The organism is Acidaminococcus massiliensis (assembly GCF_900095825.1).
Lineage (GTDB): Bacteria > Bacillota > Negativicutes > Acidaminococcales > Acidaminococcaceae > Acidaminococcus > Acidaminococcus massiliensis.
Map to the genome: position 1 here is coordinate 2,409,567 of NZ_LT608315.1, position 14,359 is coordinate 2,423,925.

The 14,359-nt window shown below is 55.2% G+C and carries 16 protein-coding genes; all 16 read right to left on the minus strand.

Translation table 11 applies throughout. The features are described 5' to 3' along the window. Positions 1-164 precede the first annotated feature (164 nt). Positions 165-461: a type II toxin-antitoxin system RelE/ParE family toxin gene (locus BQ2657_RS11530; protein ID WP_075580739.1), complete on the minus strand. Its 297-nt coding sequence runs from the start codon at positions 459-461 to the stop codon at positions 165-167. Between the two features lie 3 nt (positions 462-464). Further along, positions 465-836: an AbrB family transcriptional regulator gene (locus BQ2657_RS11535; RefSeq protein WP_075580740.1), complete on the minus strand. Its 372-nt coding sequence runs from the start codon at positions 834-836 to the stop codon at positions 465-467. 349 nt (positions 837-1,185) lie between these two features. Continuing rightward, positions 1,186-2,562 (minus strand): pyruvate carboxylase subunit B, encoded by a 1,377-nt coding sequence (locus BQ2657_RS11545; protein WP_075580742.1) that lies wholly within the window; start codon positions 2,560-2,562, stop codon positions 1,186-1,188. A gap of 143 nt (positions 2,563-2,705) precedes the next feature. Further along, positions 2,706-3,248 (minus strand): hypothetical protein, encoded by a 543-nt coding sequence (locus tag BQ2657_RS11550; protein ID WP_075580743.1) that lies wholly within the window; start codon positions 3,246-3,248, stop codon positions 2,706-2,708. 171 nt (positions 3,249-3,419) lie between these two features. After that, positions 3,420-4,904, minus strand: coding sequence for a DUF2828 family protein (locus BQ2657_RS11555; RefSeq protein ID WP_075580744.1), 1,485 nt, complete (start codon positions 4,902-4,904; stop codon positions 3,420-3,422). Positions 4,905-4,992: 88 nt separating this feature from the next. Continuing rightward, the gene (locus BQ2657_RS13345; protein WP_143224885.1) at positions 4,993-5,214 is read right to left on the minus strand and encodes a hypothetical protein; all 222 of its coding nucleotides are present in this window, start codon (positions 5,212-5,214) and stop codon (positions 4,993-4,995) included. A gap of 26 nt (positions 5,215-5,240) precedes the next feature. Beyond that, positions 5,241-6,140, minus strand: a complete 900-nt coding sequence (locus tag BQ2657_RS11560) for a WYL domain-containing protein (protein ID WP_075580745.1) — start codon at positions 6,138-6,140, stop codon at positions 5,241-5,243. A 2-nt stretch (positions 6,141-6,142) separates the two neighbouring features. After that, positions 6,143-7,378 (minus strand): WYL domain-containing protein, encoded by a 1,236-nt coding sequence (locus BQ2657_RS11565; RefSeq protein WP_075580746.1) that lies wholly within the window; start codon positions 7,376-7,378, stop codon positions 6,143-6,145. Between the two features lie 34 nt (positions 7,379-7,412). Beyond that, positions 7,413-8,774, minus strand: a complete 1,362-nt coding sequence (locus tag BQ2657_RS11570; RefSeq protein WP_075580747.1) for an MATE family efflux transporter — start codon at positions 8,772-8,774, stop codon at positions 7,413-7,415. 56 nt (positions 8,775-8,830) lie between these two features. Further along, positions 8,831-10,834 carry a lysine--tRNA ligase gene (lysS, locus tag BQ2657_RS11575; protein WP_075580748.1) on the minus strand — a complete coding sequence of 668 codons (2,004 nt, stop codon included), beginning with the start codon at positions 10,832-10,834 and terminating at the stop codon, positions 8,831-8,833. Positions 10,835-10,870: 36 nt separating this feature from the next. Further along, positions 10,871-11,389 (minus strand): transcription elongation factor GreA, encoded by a 519-nt coding sequence (gene greA / locus BQ2657_RS11580; protein WP_075580749.1) that lies wholly within the window; start codon positions 11,387-11,389, stop codon positions 10,871-10,873. 510 nt (positions 11,390-11,899) lie between these two features. Beyond that, entirely contained in the window at positions 11,900-12,409 is a 510-nt protein-coding gene (tpx, locus tag BQ2657_RS11585) for a thiol peroxidase (RefSeq protein WP_075580750.1), read from the minus strand. Between the two features lie 515 nt (positions 12,410-12,924). Further along, complete coding sequence (locus tag BQ2657_RS11590; RefSeq protein WP_075580751.1) at positions 12,925-13,260, minus strand: hypothetical protein; 336 nt, start codon at positions 13,258-13,260, stop codon at positions 12,925-12,927. Positions 13,261-13,274: 14 nt separating this feature from the next. After that, positions 13,275-13,640, minus strand: a complete 366-nt coding sequence (locus BQ2657_RS11595; RefSeq protein ID WP_083236262.1) for a hypothetical protein — start codon at positions 13,638-13,640, stop codon at positions 13,275-13,277. Between the two features lie 15 nt (positions 13,641-13,655). Beyond that, on the minus strand, positions 13,656-13,886 hold the full coding sequence (locus tag BQ2657_RS11600; RefSeq protein ID WP_075580752.1) for a hypothetical protein: 231 nt from the start codon (positions 13,884-13,886) through the stop codon (positions 13,656-13,658). Positions 13,887-13,933: 47 nt separating this feature from the next. Further along, positions 13,934-14,167 (minus strand): hypothetical protein, encoded by a 234-nt coding sequence (locus BQ2657_RS11605; RefSeq protein ID WP_075580753.1) that lies wholly within the window; start codon positions 14,165-14,167, stop codon positions 13,934-13,936. Positions 14,168-14,359: the final 192 nt, after the last annotated feature.

Below are 14,359 nucleotides of genomic sequence, written 5' to 3' on the forward strand. Positions count from 1 at the left end.
CCCCCCCGCCGGTACGGCCGCCGAAACAGTGAGTATAGAAGAAAAAAATCCCTGCCGCAGTTGCGGCGGGGATTTTTTTGTCAATGTTCAATGGCCGATGGAAAGCAAATGCGAACCGCATTTGCCGTTAAATAGAGCGGCCCCCTCCGATCCCGACGTTGCCTTTACTTCCCCTTCATATATCGTTTCAATTCTTCATAAAAATTTTCCCGAGTTCCAGCCATGATCACCACAATGATAGCATCGCCTTCCACAATCACTGTATAGGCCAATTCGTAATTGGTTTTATTGTAATAAACATCATAACTGCGGATACCTGCCAAATCCCCTGTTTTTTCCTGACCAAGGGTGGGATCCTGTGCCAAATTTTCCAAAGCCTTCCGAAACAATCCTTTCAGCTTATTATCCTTTATTTTTTTCAGGAACCTGGCTGCCGGCTTCATAAAGCGGATTTCTGCCATCGGTCAATCCTCCGCCGAAAACACGTCATCCATGGTCTCATATTCCTTTTGCCCTTTGGCCACTTTCCTGGCATCGGACAGCATGGCCATCACAGCAGGGCCCACCTGAGCCTGCTTTTCCCGGAAGGCTTCCAAGAGTTCCTGGCCGGACAGACCCTGTGCGATCAGGTCCGCCAAAATGGATTCTGCCAGTTCTCCGCCCTGGTTGGCTGCAATAGGACGGATGATGATGGCATCTCGGGTCAGGAGGCATTCTGCTTCTTTCCCAAAACCCACCTGGGTAAAATATTTTTGAGGAATGGTAAATTGTCTCTTGGAAGTTATGGTCACCCGTTTCTGATCCAGGACCGGTTCTTTCAGCACCGCATTTGTCATAGTGATTTTCTCCTTTATAAAAAGATGGTAAGATTTCCTTGTTTCAAGGAAATCTTACCATCTTTCGCATCGAAAAACAAGAGTATGCTAGAAATAGCATGCCCCCTGGGCGGCCGGGAAGGTCTCCCCTGCGGCGATCCCCTACACCGTCTCTGGCGATCGTTCGAGAACAACGGGGTGCTCCGACAGTCCCTACAGATCCACATAGGGCTGAACTCCGTCATCGTCCTTACGCTGCACTCTGCACTGTTCTTCTCCCATAAAAAGAACCCGTCCCAAAAGGGCGGGTCCTTTCCATCGGCCGCTGACTTCTGACAGCTGACCGGCTGCTGCCTCTGCAGCAGCCTTCTTACCGATTGTTCTTGAAGAAGGCCAGGGCCACTTCGGGGAACAGTGCGTAGGACAGCACGTCTTCCACGGAGGCGTTGGGATAGCCTTTGGCGGCCAGGTCGGCTTTCATCTTGTCCATTTGCGGCGGAATGTCGTCGGCCGGTCTGTGGGTGATGGGAGCGATCGTGGTCTTGCCGGTCTTCTTGACGATCCAGCGGCGCACCACTTTCTTCAGATCTTCGCTGATAGGCCCCGGAGTCTTGCCGTATTTGCCCAAAACAATGTCCTGGATTTCTTTGGGGATCATCTTGTACCGTCCCATCATTACGTTCATGGTAGCCATGGTGCCAACAATCTGGCTGGAAGGAGTCACCAGGGGAGGATACCCCAGGTCGGCCCGGACTCTGGGCACTTCCTTCAGCACTTCTTCGTACTTGTCGGCCATACCCATCTGGGTCAGCTGGTTCAGCATGTTGGACAGCATACCGCCGGGGATCTGGAAGCTCAGGACCTTGGGGTTGATGCTGATGTTGCTGGGCAGGTTGAAGGTCTTCACCAGGTCAGCACGGACTTTCTTGAAGTGGTCCGCAATGGGCCCCAGTTTGTCCATGTCGATGCCCGTATCTCTGGAAGTCCCTTTCAGGGTGTAAACCAGAGATTCGGTGCAGGGATGGCTGGTGGTTTCCGCAAAGGGAGACAGAGCCGTATCCACAATGTCCGCACCGGCTTCAATGCCCTTGAGCAGAGCCATGGAAGCCATACCGCTGGTGCAGTGGGAATGTACATCGATAGGAATATTGATTTCTTTCTTCAGGGCTTCCACCAGGGAAGAACAGGCATAGGGAGCCAAGAGGCCGGACATGTCCTTGATGCAGATGGAGTCAGCTCCCATTTCCACCAGTTCCTTGGCCAGCTTCAGATAGTCGCTGTCCTTGTGGTACGGGCTGATGGTGTACACCAGGGTGCCCTGGGCATGAGCGCCGGCAGCCTTGGTGGCTTTCATGGCGGTTTCCAGGTTCCGGGTATCGTTGAAGGCATCGAAGATACGGATGATGTCGATACCGTTGTCCACGCTGCGTTTTACGAATTCGGTGACCACATCGTCTGCATAGTGGTTGTACCCCAGGATGTTCTGGCCACGGAGCAGCATCTGCAGCTTGGTCTTTTTCACATGTTTCCGGATGGTGCGCAGCCGTTCCCAGGGATCTTCATTCAGGAACCGCAGGCAGGAGTCAAAAGTGGCGCCGCCCCAGGCTTCCAGGGCATAAAAGCCGCAGTCATCCAGTGCTTCCAGTACGGGCAGCATGTCGCTGGTGCGCATACGGGTGGCACAGAGGGACTGATGGCCGTCTCTGAGAACCGTTTCCACGATTTTAACGGGGTTCGGATTGTTCATTGCTCAACCTCCTATAGTTAAGAACAGCCTAATGGTTTTATACAATATCCATTATAACATACAACTGTTCCAGGTGGTAATACAATGTATTTTATTTTAATTATTAGAATGTTCTTATTGCACCCTGGAAAAGGGCATCGTTTTCAGCAGCTGTACCGCCGGTACCATGCCAGATATTCCTGTTCCACTTCTGCAAAAGGCCGCACCTGGTAATCCACCGGCAGCACCAGGGTCCCTTCCTGTTCTCGATTTTCTGGATGATCCATGAGATGATGCAGATCGCTGAACATGAGCGCCCGATCGATCTGCTTCAATTCCGCCGTCTCTTCCGGCGTCAGCGGTCCCCCCAGGAACCGAGCGAATACCGCCTGGAGGAGGCTTTCCTCCAATTCCCGATAACGGGGCATATTGACCTTGTAGGGATGGGGCACATCGGACAAGTAGCATTCCGTGGCATCATGGAGCAGGGCGCCTAAGATCACCCGGCGGCTGTCCCCCCGGGCTTCCGCCTCTTGGGCCGCAGCCATACAGTGCTGCCCTACGGAATAAAAGGTCTTTACATGGCCATTGCCCCGGCACAGAAAGCTCAAGGCATGGGCAATGTCTTCGATCCGGATCTTCTCCGGATCCGGATGGAGGGGATCGAACTGGATCCCCGTATAAGTTGTGATTTCACCTGCAGTCATAACAGCGGGCAGGCCCTCCTTTCCGTCGTCCATCGTAGGTTTAAGGAGCCAGACCGGCCCTTCGGGCCTTTCAGTTGGGATGATTCTGCCTCCTACCATTTTTCCATTAAACCATAAAATGAGAGAATAGAAAAGGGGGTGCTGCACGTAACATGCAACGCCCCCTCCTCTTCACGCCCCCACCGGCCGATACCGTTCCTGCCCCAGCACTTCCAGCATGAAGGCCATGGGGTCCAGGTTCCCTTCCCGGATCATCTGGAAGATCTGGGGGCTGCAGCCGGAGACCAGCACCGCTCCCTGCTGGTTCTGGGTCACTGGCTGCTGGCGGGTCCGGCTGTCCACATTCCAGAAAATCACCTGGGGCAGTTCGTATCCCTGGGCCCGGAACTTTTCCCGGGCCCGCTGGAAGTTGGTCCCTTCTCCCCGGCAGCAGGCCGCGTCGAATTCCATGTCCGAGATCACATACAGCCGCTGAGGCAGCTCTTCCTGGGTCATCCGTTTCCGGACGGCTTCCCGGAGGAGCAGATCGAATACCCCTTGGAGATCCGTATTGGCCACTTCATTGAAAGACATGGTGTACTGGATCTTTTCGGCGATATCCCGTCCCTTGATCTCCACCAACCGGGGATGTTCGCTGAAAGTGATGAAACGGTTCCGGAAAGGCCCCCGGTTCCGTTCGGCAAAATACACCGCCAGGGACTGGGCCACCGCCGCCGGCAGAGGATGGGACCCGCCATACATGGAACCGGATCCATCCGCCACTACCAGGGCGTTCTCTCCCCGGGTGAAATCTTCTTGGGCATTCCAGGTCACATCCAGGGAACGCCGCTGTTCTTCCGTAAGAGGCTGGGCCGGCCGTTCCCAGAATCCGTTGTTTTCCACCAAAGGAGCCACGATATCGTAGGGAGCCAGGGTGCCGGTGTGGAGCTTCTTCTCTCCCTTTTCCACCTGGTCCAGGAAGGCCTGGTACCGTTCGCCATCATTCCGCCAGAAGGCCTGCCGGTATTTGAACAGGGCTTTGGAAGGCTGCCGGTCATAGGCAAAGGTGTAATCCCGGTTCCGGAGATGGTTCTCCAGGAGATGGATTTCCCGCCGCAGCCCGGTGAGAAGCTGCCGATACTCCCGTTCCGTCAGATGGAACTGCCGGGCCAGGTGGCGGGCCTGGTTCACCGTCCGGGTGCAGGAAGCGTTCACCGAAGGCAGCCATTTGGCCAAAAGGGAAACAGGCTGGCCTTCTTTTGCGGACCGTTCGTCCGCTTCCAGCTTCTGCTGGAAGAAAGAAACTGCCTGTTTTTCACAAGGAGTGCCCAACAATTCCAACAAATCATCATACCGGCCATAGTCCGGCACCAGGGGCAGATTTTTCTCGGCTGCTTCCGGGGCAAAAAGGGCCAGCCAATGGAAGATGATCCGGAACACCCGCCGTTCTCCCAAGCCCCCCCGGATATCCCGGGCAAAGAACAGGGTCTTCAGGGCCAGGTCCCGGTTCTCCCCATAGGCCGCCTGGAAAAGCCGGAGGATTTCCCTTTTGGGACTGTGGCGCAGAGCACCGATAGAAGCAAACAGATCCAGGCACGGAGAGCCTGTGCTGGTATAAGTCAGGGCCCCGTTCTCCGTCCGGGTCCAATTGATTTCTTCCTGCAGCAGTCCTGCCATGATGATTCTCCTTTCCATCCCTGCCAAGGTCCCCTTCCACCCGGAGAAGGGCTGCCGGAGCAGCTCTCCTCGCCGGGCAGACTTTCGGCTATCGCAGTTTCTGAAATAGAAAAGCGCTGTAGGTACCTTTCAAGACACGTTTTCCATAATGATCTTGGAAATGTTGGCTGTCCGTGTCTTCCAAAGCATCAAAAGGTTCGGGATCCCCTCCCGCAGACACTTGAAAAGTGCCCAAACCCATTTTCATACTTGTTTTTGCTGTAGATGCTTTCGATGGTTCCATTCTACCGGAAAAAGCCTTTTCCATCATGGAAAAAAAGGTACGAACGATGTTCGCTACCGTTCGTACCTTTGCTGTCTCTCCAGCCGCTCTTTGATTTTCTGCACCAGTCCCGGCGGATCCACCGCCTTCAGGAAAGGACCGAAGGCCAGGATCCGGATCAGCAGTTCTGTCTCATCCGGTTTGTAGTAAAAAAGGGTCAGCCGGTAATGGTCCTCATCCAGCTGCACCGTTTCCTTTTCCAGATCAGAAAAATGCAGGAGCGCCCGTTCCAGGGCTTTCCGCCGGTCCACCAGTTCCAGCACAGCCCGGGCCTTCCAGCGTTTCCGGTCCCGCTGGCGGGCTGATCCCGGCTCCTTCAAATGGATTGCCTGGAGGGAGGATACCCGGAGGGTATAAAGGGTTCCCCGGTCCGAATGGGCCAGGAACCGGAACTTATCGTCCAATCCGGAATATTCCAGGCCGTCCGGATCCGCCTCCAGGGATTGGATCCCTTTCCGGCCCTGGAACTGGACCTGAAGCTTCCGTTTTTCCCGAAGCGCCGTCAGCAGCTGGCGGAAATGGGCTTGATAGACCGGGTCCCCATAAGGATCCCCATCCTGATACTGGTCATAATAGACGAAGAATTCCCGGGAAAACAGCGGCTCCCCCAAAGAAAAAGGAAGTGCCGGTGGCTGGAACAACTGCATCCGGGGATCCTGGAGGACTGCTGCCAGCCAGCGTTTCTCCAAGACGGTCAGAGGGCAGTCCGGGACACTGGCCAGGGGCGTCTTCCCTTCCCGGGTGAGGAGATGGCTTTCTGCCAGGATCCGAGGCAGTTCTAAGGTGCTTTCCCCGAAGGACCCTTCCTGGATCAGCTGGTAGAGCTTTTCCCGGGTCAGCGTTCCCCGGCAGGCTTCCCGGAGTACTTTTGCCAGCACCTGGTAATACCGGCCGTAGATCTCATGGAACAGCATGGTCACCCCTCCTCATACAGGGCCCGGAGCCGGTCCAGATCCTTCCAGAAACGCCGAGTCACCCGCGGATCGGAACATTCCAGCCGAAGGATCCGGCCGAGGAAAGTCCGGAGCCAGGGCAGCATTTCCCGGGCATCGTACACATCGATGGAAAAACGCCATACCGTTGGGCTCACCTGGACCACTTTCCCCTGCCGCTTTTCCCGCAGGAGCCGTTCCGGGATATAGGACTCTTCCGGACCTGCATAAAGATCCAGTTCCACATGATCCAGCCGGGATTTTTTCCCGGAGCCGGCTCCGATGCCCCACAGATACCGGATAAACTGCTTTCCCTCTTTTTCCCGTTCCGCCCACTCTGGGTCCGTTTCCCCTGGTGCTGCTTTTTCCATCCGGTCCAGGCGGAACAGCTGGGGCCTTTTTCCCTTTCCCCGGCCGGCCAGCAGATAATTCCGCCCCGTAGCCGTGCTGCAGTAGACTTTCAGCGGATAGACCTCCAAGGTCTCTCCAGCTTTTCCTTCCTTTTTCTGGAATTCCAGCCGGACCTTCCGTTTTTCTTCATGAGCAGCTGCCAGCTGGCAGAGGATTTCTTGATCCAACGCCCCGGAAAGGTAATGGTGTTTGAAGGAAAGGAAGGCCTCCTGCTCCGGGCACCGGTCCAAGAGATAGGCTCCCACGATCCCCAGGGGCAGCGCCTCTGAGGCAAAGCACAGGGCAGCGGACCAGCCGGCTGGATTCCAAGCTGCATCTGCCAGACGGTAATACAGGCTCTTCCCCACTTTCCGGCTGCAGAAGATGCCCAATTCCACCCCTTCCTTCATTTTGTTCCGGATGGTGGACGCATCGGGCAGCGGACAGTCCGGATTGGCCTGGAGAAGGGCCCCGCAGACCTGGTCCGCCACGGCTGCAAAGGAAAGTTCTCCCTGCCGATGAAAAAGATCCAGCAGCAGGAAGTGGAGGGCCGCATCCCAGGGGGTGAAGCTTTTGGCCCGGAAAGCCTCGTACAAGGGATTATGCCGGACGGTCCGGCAGTCCACCGTCAGGAACACCACTTTCCCTTCCGGTTCTTGGCGGAAACCCATGGCATCCCGGAGCCAGCTTTCCACCCGGCGCCTTTCATTGTCATAGCTCCGGAGGCTCTTGAGCCGGAAATCCTGCCGGGTATGGAAGCCCTGCACATAGAAATCCCGCAGGACGGAACGGGTGGTGTTGAAATCTTTGATCAATTCCTGATAAGCCATGGTACATCCTTACCTCCCACTCTCTCTACACTCTTCACTCTTGCCTCTCCACTCTGCCCTGTTTCCGCTCCAGATCCCGCATCACCCACTGCCAGGCCAACCAGGCAAAAAGGCCGGCCACCAGCCAGGCCATGGGGTCGCAGGCGGCAGAGATGGCGTAGCTGTGGGTCCGCATCCCCAGAAGAGCCGTAAGGCCCCGGGCCGCCAGTTCGAACACCCCGCACAAGGTGGGTGCCAGGGCGTACCCCACCCCCTGCATGGCGTTCCGGTAGATGAAGATGCTGCTGAGCGGCAGGTAGAACCACATGGCGATATCCCCGTAAGTCTGGGCCCAGGGCAAAAGGGCCGTCGGGTCCGCCTCTCCGGAAAAGAAGAATCCCACCAGGAAGGGCAGCAAAAAGTGGAGCACCACCGCCGCCAAGACCGAATAAAGGACCATCACCCGGAGGGCCTTCTTCACCCCTTTCCGGATCCGTCCCAGGTCCGCCTTTCCGAAGTTCTGCCCTGCATAGGTGGCCATGGTCTGACCCATGGAAAGGCACCCCTGGGTCAGCAGCATGGAGACCTTGGAGGCCGCCGTATAAGCCGCTACCGCCGTGGATCCGAACAGGTTGATGGCAGCCTGGGCGATCATGACCCCGGAGGCAGTGATGGAAAACTGCAGGGCCATAGGGACGCCCATCCGGAGCTGTTCCTTGGTTTCATACCGGTACAGGCCCCAATCCTGGGCTTTGGGCACCAATACCGGCACTTTCTTGAAGATGTAGACTACGCACAGGAGCACGGAGATTCCCTGGCTCAGCACCGTAGCCAAGGCCGCCCCGGCCACCCCCATGCCGAACTGGATGATGCACAATAGGTCCAGCCCCACATTGAGACAGGCGGAAAACACCAGGAAAAACAGCGGTGCCTTGCTGTTCCCCACGGACCGGAGGAACACAGAGGCCATGTTGTAGAACACGTTGGTGAAGAGCCCTTGGAAAATGATGGTGATGTAGGTCCGGGCATCGGTCCAGATGTCCGCCGGGGTGTTCATCAGGTCCAGGAGCCAGGGCACGGCGGCAGTGCTGAGAAGAGTCATGGCAAGGGACAGGAGCACCGCCAAAAGGGTGCCGTTGGCCACGCTCCGCCGGACCCCGGCCTCATCTTTGGCCCCGAACCGCTGGGAGGTGAGGATGCCGAACCCGGCGGTGATTCCCAGGGCAAAGCCCAGGACCAGGAACATCAAGGTGCCCGTGGACCCCACCGCCGCCAGGGCTCCGGCCCCCACATACCGGCCCACGATGATCATATCCGCCATGTTGTACAGCTGCTGGAACACGTTGCCGATGAACATGGGGAAAAGGAATTGAAGGATCAGGGGAAGGATCGGTCCCCGGGTCATGTCTTTTTGCATGGTTGTCACACCTCATAGAAAAAAGGGGCTGTTGCTCACGCAACAGCCCCTTTTTATCAGCACAATTTCGCGCCGGCGGGGATGTGGGGATCCAGCATCAGGAGATGGAGTTTCCGTTCTTCCCCTTCCATATGTTCCGCGCTGAGCAGCATCCCGCAGGATTCGATGCCCATCATCTTCCGAGGCGGCAGATTCACGATGGCCACGCAGGTCTTGCCGATCAGGTCTTCCGGATCGTAGTAGGCCTTGATCCCGCTGAGGATGGTCCGGTCGGTGCCGGTGCCGTCATCCAAAGTGAATTGGAGCAGCTTCTTGCTCTTGGGCACGGCGAAGCAGTCCTTCACCTTCACCACCCGGAAATCGCAGTCCGCAAACTTGTCGAAGTCCACATAGTCGGTGAAGAGCGGTTCAATGGTCACATTGGAGAAGTCGATCTTCTCCGGTGCCGCCGTTTCAAAAGCCGGTGCGGCAGCAGCCGTTTCTGCAGCCGCAGGAGCAGCAGCGGCGGCAGGAGCGGCGGCCTTGGCGGCTTCGTTCTTGCCCCCGTCCAAAGGTTTCATGGTAGGGAACAGCAGCACGTCGCGGATGGATACAGCGCCCGTCAGGAACATCACCAAACGGTCGATGCCGATGCCCAAGCCCCCTGTGGGAGGCAGTCCGTGCATCAGGGCATTGATGAAGTCTTCGTCCATCATGCCAGCTTCGTCATCCCCGGCAGCCCGTTCTTCCACCTGCTTTTCGAACCGTTCCTTCTGGTCCAGGGGATCGTTCAGTTCGGTGAAGCCGTTGCACAGTTCCCGGCCGAAGATATACCCTTCGAAACGGTCGGTGATCTCCGGATCCGCCACGCTGCTCTTGGCCAGCGGGGAGATTTCCTTAGGATGGCCGGTGATGAAGATGGGCTGGATCAGGTTCTTTTCCACGAATTCATCGAAGAAGGCGTTGATGATCTTGCCCACGCCCCAGGCGGGTTCCACAGCAACCCCGGCTTCTTTGGCCATCTGCCGGGCCGTTTCCACGTCCTTGACACCGGTGAAGTCCTTGCCGCTGTATTTCTTCACAGCGTCGATCATGGTCATCCGGGGCCAGGGACCAGTTAGATCGATTTCCGTGCCTTCATACTGGATCTTCAGGGTCCCCAGGACCTTTTCCGCACAGGTGGTGACGATTTTTTCCGTCAGGTCCATCATGGTGTTGAAGTCCCCGAAGGCTTCATAGCATTCCAGGGTAGTGAATTCCGGGTTGTGTTTGATGTCCATCCCTTCGTTCCGGAATACCCGGCCCAATTCGTACACCCGTTCCAGACCGCCCACCACCAGACGCTTCAAATTCAGTTCCGTAGCGATCCGGAGATACAGGTCGATGTCCAGGGCATTGTGATGGGTGATGAAGGGCCGTGCAGTGGCACCCCCGGAGATGGTGTTCAGCACAGGGGTCTCCACTTCCAGGTAGCCCTGGTCGTCCAGCACCTGCCGGATGCATTTGATGATCTGGGTCCGTTTCACGAACACGTCCCGGACTTCCGGGTTCACGATCAGATCCACATACCGCTGGCGGTAGCGGATTTCCTTATCTTTCAATCCATGCCATTTTTCCGGCAGGGGTTTCAGGGCCTTGGAGAGGAATTCCAGTTTCTGGACACGGATGGAGGGTTCCCCCATATGGGTCTTGAACACAGTGCCTTCCACTCCCACGATATCCCCGATATCCAGCAGCTTCACCACGCTGTAGGCCTCTTCGCCCATTTCGTCCTTCCGGACGTACAGCTGGATCTTGCCGGTCTTGTCCTGGAGATCCATGAAACAGGTCTTGCCGTGGCCCCGGATAGCCAGGAGACGGCCGGCCACTTTCACCACGGTGCCTGCTGCTTCCATGGCTTCCACCTGGTCGTGGACTTCCTTGGTGTGGTGGGTCCACTGGTAGGCATGGCCAAAGGGCAGGATACCCTTTTCTTCTAATTTATGCATTTTGTCCAGACGGACCTGCATCTGTTCACTGACGTCTTCGTCCGCCAGTGCTTCTTTTTCTACGTCCGGTTGGTTCTTCTTTGCGTCGGACATGAAACCCCTCCTGCTTCTTTCTTTTTCTTCCCGTCTTTATTTTACAGCCTTGTCCGCAGCCTTCTTCTTGGTGCCGGGCCGGCTCACAGATACGATCTTATAATCCAGTTCCCCGATGGGAGTGGTGACCTTCACCACAGCGCCCACCTTTTGCCCCAGGATGGCTTTGCCCACCGGAGATTCATTGGAGATCCGGGGCGGTTCCGCCATGGGGTCCGCTTCCGTGGTCCCTACGACCGTATATTCTTCCTGATCATGGGTCTCCATGTCTTCGATTTTAACTTTGCAGCCCAAGGAAACCGCATTCTTTGTGATTTCAGAATCCTTGATGACCTTGGCATTGCGGATCATGTTCTCCAGAGTCAGGATCCGGCCTTCCACAAAGGCCTGTTCATTCTTGGCATCATCATATTCGGAGTTTTCGCTGATATCACCATAGGAAATGGCGACCTTCAGCCGTTCGGCAACCTGCTGCCGTTTTTCAGAACGGAGATAATCCAGTTCATCTTCTAATTTTTTGAGACCTTCTTCGGTCAGGATTGTTTGCTCAGCCATGTTTCACGACTCCTTTATAGGCTTATTGGCTTCTGCCATATCTTGTAAATTATAGATTTTTACGGGGGTTTTGTCAATGGGAAAGGCCTGCCGGGGCGGGGCCGTCAATGGTCAATTGTCAATGGCCGGAGGAGGCCAAACGCGGACGGCGTTTGGCTTTTGAACATTGTGGCCCCCTGGGTGGCCGGGTTGGGCTCGCCTTCGGCGAGCCCTTACGGCGTTAGGGTCTGGGGATCTCCATGGAAATGTGGGAACGGGATTATCGGGGAATCCGTTTCTTGGGCCGTTGTGATCGAAATCCGATCCCAGCCAGGCGACCCTTCGATGAAACCCGTTGTTTCCCCACCCTCCGACCCTTACGTGGCCTCCGATTTTCCCATTCAAAACCCTTTGCCCCCGGCAAAGGGTCTCCTTTGGCGTGAGCCGTTTTTCCCATAAAAAGAACCCGCCCCCAAAAGGCGGGTTCTTTCCTTTGGCTGCCGGCTAGTGACTAGTGACTATTGGCTGTTCTTACAGCATCCCCTTTACTGCTGCCAGCACGCCGTCGAAGTCGATAGCGTGGGTCACTTCGGGGACGTATTCCACGTAGGTCACCTGGTCGTTTTTATCGATGACCACCACACCCCGGGCTTCCAGGCGCAGGCCGTCCATCAGGAAACCATAGTTTTTCCCGAAGGAGGCGTCCCGGTGATCGGACAGGGTCACTACGTTTTCCACCCCGGCGGCGCCACACCAGCGGGCCTGGGCAAAAGGCAGGTCCATGGATACCGTCAGCACCACCACATCTGGAGAGAGTCCGGTCACATCCTGGTTGAACCACCGGGTCTGGGCATCGCAGACTCCGGTATCCAAGGAGGGCACTACAGAGATGACTTTGATCTTCCCTGCATAATCCTTCAGGGTCTTTTCGGCCAGTTGGTTATCGATGAGTTTGAAATCGGGAGCCTGCTGGCCCACTTTCACTTCCGGCCCCACCAGGGCCACAGGGTTGCCGGCAAAAGTAACGGTACGTTTTTCCATTGTATATTCCTCCTCTATCTGAACAAATGAAATTTTCTTGGTATGTTTATAGTATATCATTTTAATAATAATTCGTAAATAGGTTTTTTTGTAAAGACATCAGAGATGGAAGAAACCAGAACAGCCCCCTGGGCGGCCGGGTTGGGCGTGCCGCAGGCCCGCCCTTCCGTGGCCTCCGGTTTTCACGTTCAAAACCATTTGCCCCCGGCAAAGGGTCTCCTTTGGCGTGAGACGTGAGGCGCCCGGCGTGAGGCGCAAAAAAATCCCCCTGGTTTCCCAGGGGGATTTTTAAACCCTTACGGTCTGATCTTACATCATCCCGGGCATTACGGAACGTTCTATCGGGATAACACGAAAAATGCTGAAGCACTAGGAAATACGCGTTTTTTCGGCGTTTAGCCTGTCGAAAACGTCTGACATGTGTGGACTTTTTGCGGGATTTTTGCCCAATCCCAGCCCAATTTGCCAAAATGTATAACGATGTATAAAGCCGCCGGGGTGTCCGGCGGCTGGTTTTATTTGAGAAACGTTTCGATCATTTTTACTTTTTCTGCTGCCGTCATGGCATCGATTTTTTTTGCAAGGGCTTCCCGGATTTCCGGCGTTTCCAGAACACTATCCTGGATTTCAAACCCCATGGAATAGATAAATCCCGCGGAAATCTTTGCCCCGGCCAGGACCTCGCCCAGAATGTGCATTTCCTCCTGGGAAAACTTCGGCGGTTCCGGCGTCAGCTTCATTATAATATCGTACCTTTCCACGATTTCGCCCAGGCGGCGGGAAAATCCGCCGCCGTCTGTCTGCTCATTCAGCCTATAAAGAGGGTCGTTCATATAGATGGTTTTTTTCATGGTTATCAGCTCCTTTATTTAAATCTAATCAGCATACCAAGCTCGCCCGCCCGGTAAATCTGAAATCCTGCCGGGTTTTCCAGGTCCAGGGTCTTGCCGTCGTCGTCATAAATCCATAACCAGGACGCTTTCGTGTCCAAAATTAAGCGGCTCTGATAATGCTCAGGCACCGGGGTGTCACTGGCAATCAACCAAGGATAATACGTAGCGTCTTCACCAAACGGGATTTCGCCGATTTCTCCCGGCTTGCTGGTACGATAGGCCAAGGAGGCAATATCGCTGCACCCTGCAAAGGCAGAACAATATTTATAATCATCCGCACGGAGATGGTCATACATTGCTTTGTGGTTTAATACCCATTCTTTCGTGATTTCTTTCATGATTACTCGCCCCCCTTAATCCACAAATTCATAGCCGATGGTTTTCCCATTCTTGCTAATGGGTTTGAGCTTGTAGACGTCGGTTCCGATGAACTGGCTAAGAATCTCTCCGCTTGCCACCTCTGAACAACGTTGGTACAAGTTCCCGTCCCATCCATCCAGGCTGTACCACTTGCCGTCCAGCTTAACATACGGCATGGGGCCGTGCCCAACCCTGTATACGTGCATTGCTTCCAGCTTTTTCATTGCTTTCAGCTCCTTTCAAATGGTGGTGGGGCTTTCGCCCCACCGGTTTACCGTGCTTCTTCAACCAGTTGTTTCAGTTCCTTCATCGTTACCGGCTTTTCAAATTCGCCGATTTTTACGATTTGGGGGTTTTTAAATTCCGTCCAGGAATTGCGCCCCAGGCTTACCTGGAAGCAAGTGAACAGTTCATCGGTTGCCCGATTGTAAAACACTTCGTAATAGGCGCCCATGCCTTGCGGGCAGGTCTTGATTTCGCTAACGGTCTTTTTCAGGTTCTTCATGATTTTTTCCTCCTTTGACGGCTTCCGTTTTCCGGTGCCGTTCTCAAGTTCTCCAGGGCGTTCCTTCTTCCCTGTGACTATATAGTATCACATATACGTATAAATTGCAAGAGTTTATACGTATATTTTTTAAAATTTTATACGTATATTTTCTGAAACAATTCTGAAAATATACATTTGCCTCTATTGTGC